The organism is Kitasatospora sp. MAP12-44, assembly GCF_029892095.1.
Lineage (GTDB): Bacteria > Actinomycetota > Actinomycetes > Streptomycetales > Streptomycetaceae > Kitasatospora.
This window is the reverse complement of the sequence record NZ_JARZAE010000004.1, coordinates 4,434,144-4,450,388: the sequence shown is the minus strand read 5'-3', so window position 1 is coordinate 4,450,388 and position 16,245 is coordinate 4,434,144. Positions and strand designations below refer to the sequence as shown.

Genomic DNA, 16,245 nt, shown 5'->3' with positions numbered 1-16,245 from the left:
GTCCGCCAGCCAATCCGGTAACCGGTCCTGCTCGCCCGGCGGCACGCCGGGACACTGCACCGGTCACCCGAATGCCAACGGGCCCCACCGCTCGAACAGCCGGTGGAGCCCGTGCATTCCGCGGATTCGCGAAAAGATGAGAATCAGTGACGGAACGTCAGTCCTCTTCCGCCAGCGTCAGTTCGATGCCACCGGTGAAGCCGGCCGCGGTGTTGTAGATGAACGCCGCCAGCGTGGAGAGCGCGGTCATCAGCACCATGTCCACCACCGCGATCAGCGAGGTGTAGGTCATCACCGTGCCGAAGCCGATGTAGTCCATCAGGTTGAGACCGCCGGTGGAACCGTCGGTGCCCGAGCCGGTGACCTCACGCAGCGTCTTGCCCAGCGAGGCGAAGACCCCGAGCGAGTCCAGCGTCCCCCACAGCACCGCGGCGGCCACGATGACGATGATGCCGATGGCCAGCGACAGCAGGAAGCTGACCTTCATCACCGACCACGGGTCCGCCTTGGTGATCCGCAGCCGCGCCTTGCGGGTCCGCCCGCCCAGGCCGCCGGGGGCCGCGGCCTGCGGCGCGCCGGCCGGGCGGCGCGGCGCGGTGACGCCGCCCCCGGACGCGGCGCCGCCGGTCCGGGTGCCGCGCGGCGGCGTCGGCTGCCCCTTGGTGTAGGTGGTCGGCGTCGAGTAGCCCGCCGGTGTCCCGCCCGGAGGCTGGGTCGGCGGCTGCGGCGCGCCGTAGCCGCCGTTGCCGCCCACCGCGGACATCAGTGAGGTGGACGCCGCGGGGTGCTCCGCCGGCGGCTGCGGCACACCTCCGTACGGCGCACCGCCCTGTGCGGCACCTCCCGCGGCACCCGTCGTCCCACTCACTCTGGTCCTCCCGCAGTTCCCGCCAGGACCGCGATCTGCGCCCTGGTCGTCACTCCACTGTCCGGCATCGGGGCACCCAGCCCCGAACCGGGGTGGTCGGTCGCCCCGGGCTGTCCCGGGGCGACCGACCACCGATCAGGTTCAGGCCTGCTCGTCCGCCGCGCCGGGCGCCTGGGCGCCCTCGTCGGCCGACTCGGTCAGATCCGAACCGTCCTGGTCTTGAGGAGCGTCCTGAACAACGTCCTCGGCGAGCTCCTCGTCCTCCGCCTCCGCGTTGCGGGCCATGCCCACCACCGCGTCGCGCTTTCCGAGGTTGATCAGTTGGACGCCCATGGTGTCACGTCCGGTTTCACGAACTCCGGAAACCCTTGTACGAATCACACCACCCGAAAGTGTGATGGCCATGATCTCGTCGGTCTCCTCGACCACCAGCGCCCCGACCAACGACCCTCGACCCTCGACGATCTTGGCCGCCTTGGTGCCGAAGCCACCGCGTCCCTGAACACGGTACTCGTCCACCGCGGTCCGCTTGGCATATCCGCCGTCGGTCGCCGTGAAGACGAAGGTGCCCGGACGGACCACGTTCATCGAGAGCAGCTCGTCGTCCTCACGGAACGCCATGCCCTTGACGCCCGAGGTGGCCCGGCTCATCGGGCGCAGCGCCTCGTCGGTCGCGGTGAACCGGATCGACTGCGCCTTGCGGGAGACCAGCAGCAGGTCGTCCTCGGCGGAGACCAGCTCGGCGCCGATCAGCTCGTCGTCGCGGCCGTTCTCGTCCTGCCGCAGGTTGATCGCGATCAGGCCGCCGGAGCGCGGCGAGTCGTAGTCCTTGAGCGGGGATTTTTTAACCAAACCCTCACGCGTGGCCAGCACCAGGTAGGGCGCGTCGGCGTAAGTGCGCACCGCCATCACCTGGGTGATGTGCTCCTCCGGCTGGAACGCCAGCAGGTTGGCCACGTGCTGCCCGCGGGCGTCGCGGCCGGCGTCCGGCAGCTCGTAGCCCTTGGCCCGGTAGACCCGGCCCTTGTTGGTGAAGAAGAGGATCCAGTTGTGCGTGGTGGTCACGAAGAAGTGGTCGACGATGTCGTCCTGCTTCAGCTGCGCACCGCGCACGCCCTTGCCGCCGCGCTTCTGCGAGCGGTAGAGGTCGGAGCGGGTCCGCTTGACGTAGCCGCCACGAGTGATCGTGACGACGATGTCCTCCTCCGCGATCAGGTCCTCGACCGACATGTCGCCGTCGAAGGGGATCAGCGTGGAGCGCCGCTCGTCGCCGTACTTCTCGACGATCGCGGTCAGCTCCTCGGAGATGATCTCGCGCTGGCGGGACGGCGAGGCCAGGATCGCGTTGTACTCGTTGATCTTGCGCTGCAGCTCGTCGTGCTCGTCGGTGATCCGCTGGCGCTCCAGGGCCGCCAGCCGGCGCAGCTGCATCTCCAGGATCGCGTTGGCCTGCAGCTCGTCGATGGCGAGCAGGTTCATCAGGCCGCTGCGGGCGGCGTCGGCGCTGTCCGAGGCCCGGATCAGCGCGATCACCTCGTCGATCATGTCCAGCGCCTTGAGCAGCGCGCGCAGGATGTGGGCGCGCTCCTCGGCCTTGCGCAGCCGGAACCGGGTGCGCCGGACGATGACCTCGACCTGGTGGCTGACCCAGTGCCGGATGAAGGCGTCGAGCGACAGCGTGCGCGGCACACCGTCCACCAGGGCCAGCATGTTGGCGCCGAAGTTGGTCTGCAGATCGGTGTGCTTGAAGAGGTTGTTCAGCACCACCTTGGCCACCGCGTCGCGCTTGAGCACGACCACCAGCCGCTGGCCGGTGCGCGAGGAGGACTCGTCGCGGACGTCGGCGATGCCGGCCACCCGGCCGTCCTTCACCAGGTCGGCGATCTTCAGCGCCAGGTTGTCCGGGTTCACCTGGTACGGCAGCTCGGTGACCACCAGGCACTGGCGGCCCTGGATCTCCTCGACCTCCACCACCGCGCGCATGGTGATCGAGCCGCGACCGGTCCGGTAGGCGTCCTCGATGCCGCGACGGCCCACGATCAGCGCGCCGGTCGGGAAGTCCGGCGCCTTGATCCGCTCGATCAGGGCTTCCAGCAGCTCCTCGTTGGACGCCTCGGGGTGCTCCAGCGCCCACAGCGCGCCCGACGCGACCTCCCGCAGGTTGTGCGGCGGGATGTTGGTGGCCATGCCGACCGCGATGCCGGTGGCACCGTTGATCAGCAGGTTGGGGATCCGCGAGGGCAGGACGGTCGGCTCCTGCGAGCGGCCGTCGTAGTTGGCGGCGAAATCGACGGTGTCCTCGTCGATGTCCCGCATCATCTCCATGGCCAGCGGCATCATCTTGCACTCGGTGTACCGCATGGCCGCGGCCGGGTCGTTGCCCGGGGAACCGAAGTTGCCGTTGCCGTCCACCAGCGGCATCCGCAGCGACCACGGCTGCGCGAGGCGGACCACCGTGTCGTAGATCGAGGTGTCGCCGTGCGGGTGGTAGTTGCCCATCACGTCGCCGACCACGCGGGCGCACTTGTAGTAGCCCTTCTCGGGCCGGTAGCCGCCGTCGTACATCGCGTACAGCACCCGGCGGTGCACCGGCTTGAGGCCGTCGCGGACCTCGGGGAGCGCCCGGCTGACGATCACGCTCATCGCGTAGTCGAGGTAGGAGCGCTGCATCTCGGTTTCGAGCTCGATCGGCTCGACCCGGGAGACGAAGACGTCGGTGGAGCTGGGGTCCGGCTGCTCGCCGTCGGGACGGTTGTCGTCGACCACTGGTGGTCAGTTTCCTTTCACGCGTGACTGGTACGTAGGGACGAGGTCGTGATGACCCGTCACACGTCCAGGAAGCGGACGTCCTTGGCGTTGCGCTGGATGAAGGACCGGCGGGCCTCGACGTCCTCGCCCATCAGGACCGAGAAGAGGTCGTCGGCACGGGCCGCGTCCTCCAGGGTGATCTGCTGCAGCAGCCGGTGCGCCTGGTCCATGGTGGTGATCCGCAGCTCCTCGGCGTTCATCTCGCCCAGACCCTTGAAGCGCTGGATCGCGTCGTCCTTGGGCAGCCGGCGGCCGGCCGCGGCGCCGGCGGCGATCACGGAGTCCTTCTCGCGGTCGGAGTAGACGTAGTCGAAGTCGTCCCGGCCCCACTTGATCTTGTACAGCGGCGGCATCGCCAGGTAGACGTACCCCGCCTCCACCAGCGGCCGCATGAAGCGGAACAGCAGGGTCAGCAGCAGCGTGCGGATGTGCTGCCCGTCGACGTCGGCGTCCGCCATCAGGACGATCTTGTGATAGCGGAGCTTGGACTCGTCGTAGTCCTCCTGGATGCCGCAGCCGAAGGCCGAGATCAGCGCCTGGACCTCGGTGTTCTGCAGCACCTTGTCGATCCGGGCCTTCTCGACGTTCAGGATCTTGCCGCGGATCGGCAGGATGGCCTGGGTACGCGGGTCACGGCCCTGCTTGGCCGAGCCGCCGGCCGAGTCGCCCTCGACGATGAAGATCTCGCACTCGGCCGGGTCCTTGGACTGGCAGTCGCTCAGCTTGCCCGGCAGCGAGGCGCTCTCCAGCAGGCCCTTGCGGCGGGTCAGGTCGCGCGCCTTGCGGGCCGCCAGGCGGGCGGTGGCCGAGTTGATCGACTTGCGGATGATGTCCGCGGCCTCCACCGGGTGGCGGTCCAGCCAGTCGTTCAGCTGCTCGTGCACCACCTTCTGGACGAAGGTCTTCGCCTCGGTGTTGCCCAGCTTGTCCTTGGTCTGGCCCTCGAACTGCGGCTCGCCGAGCTTGACCGAGATGATCGCCGTCAGACCCTCGCGGATGTCCTCGCCGGCGAGGTTGTCGTCCTTCTCGCGCAGCAGCTTCTTGTCCCGCGCGTAGCGGTTCACCAGGCCGGTGAGCGCCGCCCGGAACCCCTCCTCGTGGGTACCGCCGCCGTGCGTGTGGATGGTGTTGGCGAAGCTGTAGACCCCCTCGGTGTAGGAGGAGTTCCACTGCATCGCGATCTCCACCGAGATCGTCTTGTCCTTGTCCTCCGACTCGAAGTCGATCACGGAGGGGTGGACCACGTCGCCCTTGCGGGAGTTGAGGTGCTGGACGTAGTCGGCGATGCCGCCCTCGTAGTGGTACGTCACGGAGAGCGGCTTGCCCTCGTCGTCGACGTGCTCCTCGCGCTCGTCCGTCAGCGAGATGGTCAGGCCCTTGTTGAGGAAGGCCATCTCCTGGAAGCGGCGCGAGAGCGTCTCGAAGGAGTAGACGGTGGTCTCGAAGATGTCGCCGTCGGCCCAGAACGTGACGCTGGTGCCGGTGCGGTCGGTGGCCTCGTGCTTGGCCAGCGGCGCGGTCGGGGCGCCCAGCTTGTAGTCCTGGGTCCAGCGGTGGCCGTCGGTGTGGATCTCGATCGCCAGCTTGGTGGAGAGCGCGTTCACCACCGAGACGCCGACGCCGTGCAGACCGCCGGAGACGGCGTAGCCGCCGCCGCCGAACTTGCCGCCCGCGTGCAGCACCGTCAGCACGACCTCGACGGCCGGCTTGTCCTGCCCGGGCACGATGCCCACCGGGATGCCGCGGCCGTTGTCGACCACCCGGACCGCGCCATCGGCCAGGATCGTCACCGCGATGGTGTCGGCATGCCCCGCCATGGCCTCGTCGACGGAGTTGTCCACCACCTCCTGGACGAGGTGGTGCAGGCCGCGCTCGCTGGTCGAGCCGATGTACATGCCCGGGCGCTTGCGGACCGCGTCAAGCCCCTCCAGGACCTGGATCGCGTTGGCGTCGTAAGCCCGATCGGCTGGGACGGCCTCGGTGGACGGGTCGGTGGGGACTGGGGACTGGCTGGATTCGCCGGAATCGGCCACGAAGCGCCCTCTCTGGCACAGCACGGGCCGCATCCTCAGCCCTTGGACGGGCGAGCGTGCGACCTCGGCGTTCGACTCAGTTACCGCAAGCGGCAGTGTTTGGCTTTCAGTCTACCGGTACGACTGACAGAGATGGGCGTTTGGCAGGCTCTCAGGGCGGATGTGCCGCTCTGAATCCCCTCCGCACATGTCCCGATACTCGCCCTGGGGGCTCACGGGCCTCAAAAGGGCCGTCAGCGATTCCGGAGTCCGGCCCTCCGCCCGAGCCGGGCCGACCCCCGTCGCCGGCGGCGCTCACCCAAAGGTGTCGCCCGGGCCGCGACTGCCCGGAGCCCGCAGCCGGCCGTACCCGCGCTTGGGCCCGGACGGGCCGAGCACCTTGATCACCTTCACCGTGCCGTGGCCCAGCTCGTGGTTCAGACGGGCCACCAACTGCCGCGCCAAAAGCCGAAGTTGAGTAGCCCAGGCAGTGGAGTCGCAACGCACCGTCAACACCGCCTCCTCCTCCGCGAAGTGCTCCGGAGCACAGTGCGCCGAGATGTCCGGACCGACGATCTGCGACCAGCGGCCCATCACCCCGCCCACCGCGGCCGGCGCCTCCCAGCCCCGCTCGGTGATCAGCCGGCTCAGCGCCGCCCCCAGCGGCACCGGGTCCCGCCCGTCCGAGCGCGCCCCGCTGCGCAGCCCGTGCCGCTTCGCCTCGCGCTTCTCACGGGCCTGGTCACCACGCTGCCTGGCCTGCTCCTTCGCCGCGCGCAGCGCCACCCGGGCCAGATCGACCCCCGACAGCTCGGATTCCTTGCTCATCGCGGTGCGCTCCTTCCCCAGGCTGTGGACAGACCAGCGTACGAGGTCCTCGCCGCGCGTGCGGACTCAGGCTCTCAGGAGCCGATCCGGTGCACCTCTCCCTGGGCCACCGCGTACCGCACCCCGCGCAGCGCCTTCGGGACGTCCTCGGGCACCGCCGCCGTCACCAGCACCTGCTCGCCGCCGGCCACCAGCTCGGCCAGCTGGTCACGCCGCCGGGCGTCCAGCTCGGCGAAGACGTCGTCCAGGATCAGCACCGGCTCGCCGCCGTCCGCCCGCAGCAGCTCGTAGCTGGCCAGCCGCAGCGCCAGCGCGAACGACCAGGACTCCCCGTGGCTCGCGTAGCCCTTGGCCGGCAGCGGACCGAGCTTCAGCCCGAGCTCGTCCCGGTGCGGGCCCACCAGGGTCAGCCCGCGCTCGGTCTCCTGCTTGCGGGCGGCCTGCAGGGCGTCCAGCAGCTGCTGGTAGGCCTCCTCGCGGCTGGCCGGCAGCGCGCCCTCGAAGGACGAGCGGTACTCCAGCAGGGTCGGCCCGCCGCCGGGTGCCAGCTGCTCGTAGGCCTGCGCGACCAGCGGCTGCAGGGCGTCCACCAGGCGCAGCCGAAAGGCCGTCAGCTCGGAGCCCGCCCGCGCCAGGTGGCCGTCCCAGACCTCCAGGGTGGACAGGTCGGCGCCCTTGCCGCCGCCCGCCCGGCGGGCCATCGCCGCGGTCTTCAGCAGTGCGTTGCGCTGCTTGAGCACCCGCTCATAGTCCTGCCGCACGCCCGCGAGGCGCGGCGCCCTGGCGGTCAGCAGCTCGTCCAGGAAGCGCCTGCGCTCGCCCGGGTCGCCCTTCACCAGCGACAGGTCCTCGGGGGCGAACAGGACGGTGCGCAGCAGGCCGAGCACGTCCTTGGGCCGGACGTTGTCCGAGCGGTTGATCCGGGCGCGGTTGGCCTTGCCCGGGGTGATCTCCAGTTCGACCAGGGTGGTCCGGCCGCGGTCCTCGATCGACGAGCGGACCACCGCCCGCTCCGCGCCCAGCCGGATCAGCGGTGCGTCGGTGGCGACCCGGTGGCTGCCCAGCGTGGAGACGTAGCCGATCGCCTCGACCAGGTTCGTCTTGCCCTGGCCATTGGGCCCCACGAACGCCGAGACGCCCGGATCGAGGGGCACCTCGACCCGGGCGTACGAGCGGAAGTCGGCGAGCGACAGATGCGCGACATGCATGGGGGTGGACTGCGCTCGCCTTCTGCGGGGCTCGTTACTTGGACTCGACCGCGTGGCCGCCGAACTGGTTGCGCAGCGCGGCGATCATCTTCATCTGGGGGGAGTCGTCCTGCCGCGAGGCGAACCGCGCGAAGAGCGAGGCGGTGATGGCGGGCAGCGGCACCGCGTGGTCGATCGCGGCCTCCACCGTCCAGCGGCCCTCGCCCGAGTCGGCGGCCCAGCCCTTGAGCCGGGCCAGGTGCTCGTCGTCGTCCAGCGCCCGGACGGCCAGGTCGAGCAGCCAGGAGCGGATCACCGTGCCCTCCTGCCAGCTGCGGAAGACCTCGCGCACGTCGGTGACCTCGGGGGCCGCCTCCAGCAGCTCCCAGCCCTCGGCGAAGGCCTGCATCATCGCGTACTCGATGCCGTTGTGGACCATCTTGGCGAAGTGGCCGGCGCCGACCTTGCCCGCGTGCACCGAGCCGAAGTCGCCCTCGGGCTTGAGTGCGTCGAAGACCGGGAGCACCTTGGCGACGTCGGCGGCCTCGCCGCCGTACATCAGCGCGTAGCCGTTCTCCAGGCCCCAGACGCCGCCGGAGACACCGCAGTCGACGAAGCCGATGCCCTTGGCGGCCAGCAGCTCGGCGTGCTTGATGTCGTCCGTCCAGCGGGAGTTGCCGCCGTCGACCACCACGTCACCGGGCGCGAGCAGCTCCGCCAGCTCCTCCACGGTGGCCTGGGTCGGCGCTCCGGCCGGGACCATCACCCAGATCACGCGGGGGCCCTGAAGCTTGGTCACCAGCTCCTGCAGGCTCGCGACGTCGGCAAGATCCGGGTTGCGGTCGTAGCCGATGACGGTGTGGCCGGCGCGGCGGATGCGCTCGCGCATGTTGCCGCCCATCTTGCCGAGACCGATGAGGCCGAGCTCCATGACAAGTCCTTACCTGGTGGTGTCGTGCTTGACGGCGGCGCCGTTGCCGCGCGCCAGCAGCCTACGCCGCGGGGTGTCCACAGGCCGTTGCCGGCCTGTGGACACCCCGCGGTCGACGGTGGCTCAGCCGGACAGGCGCACCGGCATGATCAGGTACTGGTAGGCCTCGTCCGCCTCGGCGTCCACCGCGGCCTTGCCGCTGAGCAGGGCCGGCTTGGTGGAGGTGGTGAAGGCCAGCTGGGCGTAGGCGGAGTCGATGGCCTTCAGGCCCTCCTCCAGGTAGCCCGGGTTGAAGGCGATCGAGATGTCGTCGCCCTCCAGGTCCGCGTCGATCCGCTCGGTGGCCTGGGCGTCGTCGCCCGAGCCGGCCTCCAGGGTCAGTACGCCCTGCTCGAAGTTGAGCCGGACCGGGGTGTTGCGCTCGGCGACCAGCGAGACGCGCTTGAGCGCCTCCAGGAACGGCTGGGTCTGGATCGCCGCGATCGCGTTGAACTCGGTCGGGAAGAGGCTGCGGAACTTCGGGAACTCGCCTTCGAGCAGGCGGGTGGTAGTGCGGCGCCCGGCGCCCTCGAAGCCGATCAGGCCCTCGCCGGCGCCGCCCGAGGCCAGCGCGATGGAGACCGTGTCGCCGCTGCCGAGCGACTTGGCGATGTCCTGCAGGGTCTTGGCGGGCACCAGGGCGACCGCCGAGATGTCCGGCTGCTCGGGCTTCCAGAGCAGCTCGCGGACGGCGAAGCGGTAGCGGTCGGTGGCGGCCAGGGTGATCCGGTCGCCCTCGATCTCCACCCGGACACCGGTCAGCACCGGCAGCGTGTCGTCGCGGCCGGCGGCCACCGCGGCCTGGCTGACGGCCGAGGCGAAGACGTCGCCGGAGACCGTGCCGGTGGCGGTGGGCATCTGCGGCAGGGCCGGGTACTCGTCCACCGGCAGGGTCGGCAGGGTGAAGCGCGAGGTGCCGCAGACCACGCTGACCCGCTGGCCGTCGGTGGAGATCTCCACAGGCCTGTTGGGAAGGTTGCGCGAGATGTCGTTCAGCAGCCGACCGGAGACCAGGACGGTGCCCTGCTCCTCGACGTCCGCCTCGAGCTCGACCCGGGCCGAGACCTCGTAGTCGAAACCGGACAGCGCCAGGCTGCCCTCCTGGGCCGTCAGCAGCAGGCCGGCCAGCACCGGCACCGGCGGCCTCGCCGGAAGGCTGCGGGCCGCCCAGGCCACCGCCTCCGCGAGGACGTCACGCTCCACCCGGAACTTCACCGGTAACCGCCTCCTGGATCCTGCTGTCGCTTCTGATCTTGATCGTCCGATCGGGCACTGGACATCGGGGCGAGCCGCCTCGGCTCCAGTTGCCGAAGGACAGTCTGACGTACTCCACGGACAGACGGGGCGGACGGGCGGAAGCAAGCCGAACAAATGTCGCCCACCGGTTGTCCACAGATTTCGGCCCACCCCACTGTTAACCGAGTCAACTGGTCTATAGGTGTAGTGGTAGTAGTAGGGCCTGTGGATACCGTGGATAACCCCGTTTCCGCAGGTCAGACCCGGTTTTTTGTCCACAGTGGGTGTGGACGCGACCGGTGGATAACCAGGGGTCGCTGTGGACAGCGGAGCGTTACCCACAGGGCACCGTGCGTATCCACAGGTTATCCCCAGCGCCGTCCCCAGATCTGGGCCAGGTTATCCACGGGCTCCGGTCAACATCTCGTGACGCCTTTCACACCGGCTGATGAACAGGGCCTGCACGTTGTCGAACAGTGGATACAGCTGTGGAGAACCTGGGGATAACAGGCCTCAGCCTGGGGACAGCCGGTGGACAACCGATCGGACGAGTTGACGGGTCAACAGCTGTCCACACCCTGTGGATAACCGTTGTGCACAAGTCCCCAGGGTGCTGACCTGCGCCGAAGAGCGTAACGGCGCGCTGCCTGTGGAGGAATTCGGGATAACTCCGGTCTCCCCACACTGTGGACGGGGGAAAGCACCCGATCCTGTGGACAGTCGACCGTTCGGCCCTTGCTGTTCGATTTCCTGCGCAGATGTACGAACGCGGCTCGAGGCTGGCGAAGCGTCAGCTGACCCGAGCATTCCCCGGTCGACGGGATCCACACCCCCTGCGGACGCCGAAAAGGGGTGCCGGGACTGGTCGTCCCGACACCCCTGCGACGGCCTCAACAGGCGCCTGCCGCTCAGCTCTTGATGCGGTTGGTCAGCTCGGTGACCTGGTTGTAGATCGAGCGCCGCTCGGCCATCAGCGAGCGGATCTTGCGGTCCGCGTGCATCACCGTGGTGTGGTCGCGGCCGCCGAACTGCGCGCCGATCTTCGGCAGCGAGAGGTCGGTCAGCTCCCGGCAGAGGTACATCGCGATCTGGCGGGCCGTCACCAGCACCCGGCTGCGCGAGGACCCGCAGAGGTCCTCCACGCTCAGCCCGAAGTAGGCCGCGGTCTGCTGCATGATGACCTGCGCGGTGATCTCCGGCCCGGCGTCCTCGTCCCCGCCGGGGATGAGGTCCTTGAGCACGATGCCGGCCAACTCCAGGTCCACCGGGGCCCGGTTGAGATTGGCGAAGGCGGTGACCCGGATCAGTGCGCCTTCCAACTCCCGGATGTTCCGCGTGATTCGGGACGCGATGAACTCCAACACATCGGCTGGAGCGTTGAGTTGTTCCTGGATTGCCTTCTTGCGCAGAATCGCGATCCGGGTCTCCAGCTCCGGCGGGGTGACATCGGTGATCAGCCCCCACTCGAAGCGGTTGCGGAGCCGGTCCTCCAGGGTGATCAGCTGCTTGGGCGGCCGGTCGGAGGAGAGCACGATCTGCTTGTTGGCGTTGTGCAGGGTGTTGAACGTGTGGAAGAACTCCTCCTGCGTCGACTCCTTGCTCGCCAGGAACTGGATGTCGTCGACCAGCAGGATGTCCATGTCCCGGTAGCGCTTGCGGAACGCGTCCGCCTTGCCGTCCCGGATCGAGTTGATGAACTCGTTGGTGAACTCCTCCGAGCTCACATAGCGCACCCGGGTACCCGGGAAGAGGCTGCGGGAGTAGTGCCCGATGGCGTGCAGCAGGTGGGTCTTGCCGAGGCCGGACTCGCCGTAGATGAAGAGCGGGTTGTAGGCCTTGGCCGGCGCCTCGGCCACCGCGACCGCCGCCGCGTGCGCGAAGCGGTTGCTGGCGCCGATGACGAAGGTGTCGAACAGGTACTTGGGGTTGAGTCGGGCGGCCGGCTCGTCCTTGCGCGACCCGCCGGCCGGCGGCGCGCCGGGGGGCGCGGGCACGCCGGGGACGGGAGTGCGGTCGGCGACCCGTTCGGGCAGGTTCGAGGCGCCGGGACGGTCCGGCTCGCCGCCGGCCGGGCGGATGTCCGGCACCCCGCCGGGGCGCACCGGCTCGGGCAGCAGCGAGCCGCGCTCCTGCGGACCGGCGCCGGTGGGCCGGCCGCCCATCGGGCCGCGCTGGCCGCCGCCCGGGTGCTGGCGCACGCCCGGGCGTCCGCGCTCCTCACCGGTGGGGTTGTAGGCGCCGCCGAAGAGATCGCCCTGGGCCGGGTCGTTGCCCAGCCGCTGACCGGGCGCCTGCCCGGGCGCCTGCCCGGGCGGCGGGCCCGGGCGCTGCTCGGGCCCCTGCTCCTGCTGGCTCTCGGCGTCGCGGCCGGTCCACTGGCGGTACTGGTGCGGCTCGTACTGCGGAGCGCGTTCCTGGTAGGGCCGCTCCTGATAGGACTGCTCGTCGTAGGACGGCTGCTCGGGGTACTGCTGGCCCGGGTACGGCCGCGGCGGGTAGCTGCCGCCCTGGCGCTCCCAGCTCTCGCCCGGCTCGGGGCGCTCGGCGTAGGGGGCCGGCCGCTGGTCGTACCCGGCGGTGTCGTACCGGCCGCGCCCGAAGGTGGTGTCCGGCTGCTGGGGGTAGCCCTCCGGCTGGCCGGTGGGCCAGCCGGGCGCCTCCTCGACCGCGGGCTCCTGCGCCGAGTGCTCGGGGGCGGCGGGCGCGGGGCTCGGTGGCGCGGCATTGGCGTCCACCATGACGGCGATCCGTACCGGGCGGCCGAACTGCTGGCTCAGCCCGTCGGTCAGCTGCGGCAGCAGCCTGCCCTCCAGCACCTGCTTCGCCCACTCGTTGGGGGCCGCAAGGAGGGCGGTGTCGTGCATCATCCACATCGGCTGGGTGCGCTGCACCCACAGTTTGTCCTTGTCACCGACCGAGGTGTCGTTGACCAGCCGCTCGACGACCTTCGCCCAGGCGGGGGCGAGATCGCTGTTGACATCAGCCACTGGTGCACGCTTTCTCGTTCCCCCGAACGGGGAGCTCCTGGTCAGGATCGGCAGTCGGTTCGGGTGGATGAACAAACCAGACAAGTCCTGCAACGGTAGTCAGCGGACAGAGCTGATACAAGTTGTTGTCCACAGGCTGTGTACGCCTGCCCTGTGGGGGACCTTTCCGACCTTCTTCAACGAAGCCGGTTTGACCCTTGACCCTCGTCCCGCGTACCGTAACCAGGTCGAGTTGTCGATGGCCGCTGCCGCATGTCCGCGGGTCCACCCCGCTTCCAGAAGGCGCGCAGCACGGGCGCCGTGGATTGCCTCTTACCCCAGCAGACCTGGGGTTTCGGGTCGGATTTCCCAGTAATGAAGGGGAGATCACGCGGACGCACGGTGACGGCCAAGCTGCGATTCGTCATCCTACGATTCACCCCAGGAGCCCCCGAGTGAGCAAGCGCACCTTCCAGCCGAACAACCGTCGTCGCGCCAAGACCCACGGCTTCCGGCTGCGGATGCGTACCCGCGCCGGCCGCGCCATCCTGGCGACCCGCCGTGCCAAGGGCCGCACCAACATCTCCGCCTGATCCGCGTCCAGGGTCTCCAGTGCTGCCCTCCGAGAATCGGCTGCGGCGGCGCCAGGACTTCGCGACCGCGGTCAAACGCGGACGCCGGGCCGGCCGGCCGCTGCTGGTCGTCCATCTCAGACGAGAGGACGAGCCTGCGCCGCAGGTCGCCGGGGACAGCGACTCACACCCGCATGTCGCCGAGGGGACTCCCTCGGCGCGTGCGGGTTTCGTCGTGAGCAAGGCGGTCGGACCGGCCGTGGTGCGCAACGTCGTGAAGCGTCGCCTGCGTCACCTTGTCCGGGACCGCCTGGCGCAGTTTCCCGCAGGTAGCCTGATAGTGGTACGCGCGCTGCCCCCTGCCGGGACGGCTTCGTACCAGGATCTTGCACATGACCTGGATGCGGCGCTGCGGCGGTTGCTCCGCACGGAGCCAGCCTCCTCGGCGACGGGATCAGGGCGATGAAGTACCTGCTGATGGGACTGATCAGGGCCTACCAGTGGACGATCAGTCCACTGCTCGGTCCGGTCTGCCGTTATTACCCGTCGTGCTCGCACTATGGGTACGAGGCCGTGCGGGTGCACGGCGCGGTCAAGGGCAGTGCTCTCACCGCGTGGCGCATTCTGCGCTGCAACCCCTGGTCCCCCGGCGGTGTGGACCACGTACCGCCGCGTAAGCGTCCCGTATGGCACCAGCGGCTCCGCACCCTGGTGCAGCCCAGGACCGGCACCGCCGTGAGCCCGGAGCCCTCAGGCTCCCCGGCCGACGGCCCGGTCACCACAGGCTCGACGGCTGCTGGTCAGACGTCGGTAGGCCCGATGTCCGCAAGCCTGACGACCAAGCCCAATGCCCAAGGAGTCTGACCGGTGACCTGGTCCTTCCTCAATCCTCTGTACACCGCGGTGTCCTGGATCATCGTCCAGTTCCACTCGCTGTACAGCCACGTCTTCCCGGCCGACAGCGGTTGGGCCTGGGGTCTGGCCATCGCCTCGATGGTCATCGTGATCCGGATCTGCCTGATCCCGCTCTTTGTGAAGCAGATCAAGTCGACCCGGGCCATGCAGGCTATCCAGCCGAAGATGAAGGCCATCCAGGAGCGCTACAAGAACGACAAGCAGCGCCAGTCCGAAGAGATGATGAAGCTCTACAAGGAGGCGGGTACCAACCCCTTCTCGAGCTGCCTTCCGATCCTGGTGCAGATGCCGTTCTTCACCGCCCTGTACGGGGTGCTGAACTCGGTCGCGCACAACAAGCCCATCGGCGTCATCAAGGGCAGCCTGCTGGAGAGTGCGCAGAAGGCACACATCTTCGGTGCCCCGCTGTCGGCGAAGTTCACCAGCAGCGCCTCCGACCTGGCCAAGGTCGGCGCCTCCCTGACCGACGTGCGCGTGGTCACGGCGGTCATGATCGTGATGATGTCGCTGTCGCAGTTCATCACGCAGCGCCAGCTGATGACCAAGAACATGGACCTCACGGTCAAGACGCCGTTCATGCAGCAGCAGAAGATGCTGATGTACGTCTTCCCCTTCATGTTCGCGATCATGGGTATCAACTTCCCGATCGGTGTCCTGGTCTACTGGCTGACCACCAATGTCTGGTCGATGGGCCAGCAGCTGGTTGTCATCCACAACAACCCCACGCCGGGCAGCAAGGCATGGGACGAGCGCCAGGCCCGCCTGAAGGCATCCGGCCGGCTGAACCCGGACGGCACGCTGATCAAGGGTTCCGGCATCCTCGCGATGTTCGGCGGCGGCAAGGCAGCCGCGCAGCAGCAGGCCGCCGCGGCGGTTACCGAGTCGGTGCAGGTCCGTCGGCAGCAGCCGCGCAAGCAGACCAAGGCGCAGCGCCAGCACGTGCACACCGGTGCCAAGGTCGGGCTGGCGAAGGACGGCGAGTCCGAGGACGAGGCCCCCGAGGATTCCGTGCCCACCGCGCAGGCTGCCGACAACAAGGCGGAGAGCTCGACCGGCACCAAGCGGCCGGTGGCCAAGCAGGGCGGCGGATCGTCGAAGCGTGGCCCCGGCCAGCCGCAGACCGGTCAGCGTCCCAAGAAGAAGTCCTGATCCGACCGGGCTGCTGAGCCGGACCTTTTGCCTGATCTTCGTTCTCGGCCCGTACCCGTGGGCCCCAGCTCCGAAGGAGTCCCTCCTGTGACGGAAGGCACCACCTCCGCCGTCGACGCCGGTCTGACCGCCGACTCCGGCCGGACCGTCGAGGCCGTCGAATCGTCCGACACCCTGCTCGCCAGCCTGGAGCAGGAGGGCGAGATCGCGGCCGACTACCTGGAAGGCCTGCTGGATATCGCCGACCTCGACGGCGACATCGATATGGACGTGGAGGGCGATCGCGCCCTGGTGTCCATCGTGGGTGAGAGCGACGACCGCACCCTGCTGCGGTTGGTCGGCCAGGACGGGGAGGTGCTGGAGGCGCTCCAGGAGCTGACCCGGCTGGCGGTGCACCGGGAGACCGGCGAGCGGAGCCGGCTGATGCTGGATATCGCGGGTTTCCGGGCGCGCAAGCGCACCGAGCTCGCGGAGCTGGGCGCGCAGGCGGCGGAGCAGGCGCGGAGCACCGGTGCTCCGGTCAAGCTGCGTCCGATGACCCCCTTCGAGCGCAAGGTGGTGCACGACGCGGTGGCAGCGGCCGGGCTGCGCAGCGAGTCGGAGGGCGAGGAGCCCCAGCGCTGCGTTGTCGTGCTGGCGGATTGACGTTCCGCGGACCGTACTCCCGACCGACCCCGTCCGCTCTGTGCGGGCGGGGTCGTCGTTCCTGGAGGCGGTCCGAGTTGGCGGGGGAT

Annotated in this window: 13 protein-coding genes; 5 read left to right on the top strand and 8 right to left on the bottom strand. The window is 69.4% G+C overall.

What is annotated here, in order from left to right; genetic code table 11:
• Nucleotides 1-157: 157 nt before the first annotated feature.
• The 8 genes from P3T34_RS20670 to dnaA form a co-directional block, all read right to left on the bottom strand.
• Complete coding sequence (locus P3T34_RS20670) at nt 158-808, bottom strand: DUF3566 domain-containing protein (protein ID WP_280667511.1); 651 nt, start codon at nt 806-808, stop codon at nt 158-160.
• A 201-nt stretch (nt 809-1,009) separates the two neighbouring features.
• A complete protein-coding gene (gyrA, locus tag P3T34_RS20665) occupies nt 1,010-3,556 on the bottom strand; it encodes a DNA gyrase subunit A (protein ID WP_280672261.1) in 2,547 nt (848 codons plus the stop codon).
• Between the two features lie 137 nt (nt 3,557-3,693).
• A complete protein-coding gene (gene gyrB, locus P3T34_RS20660) occupies nt 3,694-5,733 on the bottom strand; it encodes a DNA topoisomerase (ATP-hydrolyzing) subunit B (RefSeq protein WP_280667510.1) in 2,040 nt (679 codons plus the stop codon).
• A gap of 270 nt (nt 5,734-6,003) precedes the next feature.
• Nucleotides 6,004-6,516 carry a DciA family protein gene (locus tag P3T34_RS20655; protein WP_280667509.1) on the bottom strand — a complete coding sequence of 171 codons (513 nt, stop codon included), beginning with the start codon at nt 6,514-6,516 and terminating at the stop codon, nt 6,004-6,006.
• A gap of 74 nt (nt 6,517-6,590) precedes the next feature.
• On the bottom strand, nt 6,591-7,724 hold the full coding sequence (gene recF, locus P3T34_RS20650; RefSeq protein ID WP_280667508.1) for a DNA replication/repair protein RecF: 1,134 nt from the start codon (nt 7,722-7,724) through the stop codon (nt 6,591-6,593).
• 34 nt (nt 7,725-7,758) lie between these two features.
• Nucleotides 7,759-8,634: a phosphogluconate dehydrogenase (NAD(+)-dependent, decarboxylating) gene (gene gnd, locus P3T34_RS20645; protein WP_280667507.1), complete on the bottom strand. Its 876-nt coding sequence runs from the start codon at nt 8,632-8,634 to the stop codon at nt 7,759-7,761.
• A 123-nt stretch (nt 8,635-8,757) separates the two neighbouring features.
• Nucleotides 8,758-9,888, bottom strand: coding sequence for a DNA polymerase III subunit beta (dnaN, locus tag P3T34_RS20640; protein ID WP_280667506.1), 1,131 nt, complete (start codon nt 9,886-9,888; stop codon nt 8,758-8,760).
• Nucleotides 9,889-10,817: 929 nt separating this feature from the next.
• Entirely contained in the window at nt 10,818-12,896 is a 2,079-nt protein-coding gene (dnaA, locus tag P3T34_RS20635; protein WP_280667505.1) for a chromosomal replication initiator protein DnaA, read from the bottom strand.
• 434 nt (nt 12,897-13,330) lie between these two features.
• Here dnaA and rpmH point away from each other — a divergent pair, with 434 nt between their 5' ends.
• From rpmH to P3T34_RS20610, 5 genes are all read left to right on the top strand, one after another.
• Nucleotides 13,331-13,468 carry a 50S ribosomal protein L34 gene (rpmH, locus tag P3T34_RS20630; protein ID WP_035799375.1) on the top strand — a complete coding sequence of 46 codons (138 nt, stop codon included), beginning with the start codon at nt 13,331-13,333 and terminating at the stop codon, nt 13,466-13,468.
• 19 nt (nt 13,469-13,487) lie between these two features.
• On the top strand, nt 13,488-13,913 hold the full coding sequence (gene rnpA / locus P3T34_RS20625; RefSeq protein WP_280667504.1) for a ribonuclease P protein component: 426 nt from the start codon (nt 13,488-13,490) through the stop codon (nt 13,911-13,913).
• The gene (gene yidD / locus P3T34_RS20620) at nt 13,910-14,311 is read left to right on the top strand and encodes a membrane protein insertion efficiency factor YidD (protein WP_280667503.1); all 402 of its coding nucleotides are present in this window, start codon (nt 13,910-13,912) and stop codon (nt 14,309-14,311) included. Before rnpA ends, yidD begins: the two co-directional genes overlap by 4 nt.
• Before the next feature lie 3 nt (nt 14,312-14,314).
• The gene (yidC, locus tag P3T34_RS20615; protein WP_280667502.1) at nt 14,315-15,511 is read left to right on the top strand and encodes a membrane protein insertase YidC; all 1,197 of its coding nucleotides are present in this window, start codon (nt 14,315-14,317) and stop codon (nt 15,509-15,511) included.
• 123 nt (nt 15,512-15,634) lie between these two features.
• Nucleotides 15,635-16,156, top strand: coding sequence for a R3H domain-containing nucleic acid-binding protein (locus P3T34_RS20610; RefSeq protein WP_280672259.1), 522 nt, complete (start codon nt 15,635-15,637; stop codon nt 16,154-16,156).
• Nucleotides 16,157-16,245: the final 89 nt, after the last annotated feature.

Excerpts from the sequence above, each read along its gene's own strand:
- P3T34_RS20655 (WP_280667509.1), bottom strand. The coding sequence starts at position 6,516 with ATGAGCAAGGAATCCGAGCTGTCGGGGGTCGATCTGGCCCGGGTGGCG.
- recF (WP_280667508.1), bottom strand. The coding sequence starts at position 7,724 with ATGCATGTCGCGCATCTGTCGCTCGCCGACTTCCGCTCGTACGCCCGG.
- gnd (WP_280667507.1), bottom strand. The coding sequence starts at position 8,634 with ATGGAGCTCGGCCTCATCGGTCTCGGCAAGATGGGCGGCAACATGCGC.
- yidD (WP_280667503.1), top strand. The coding sequence starts at position 13,910 with ATGAAGTACCTGCTGATGGGACTGATCAGGGCCTACCAGTGGACGATC.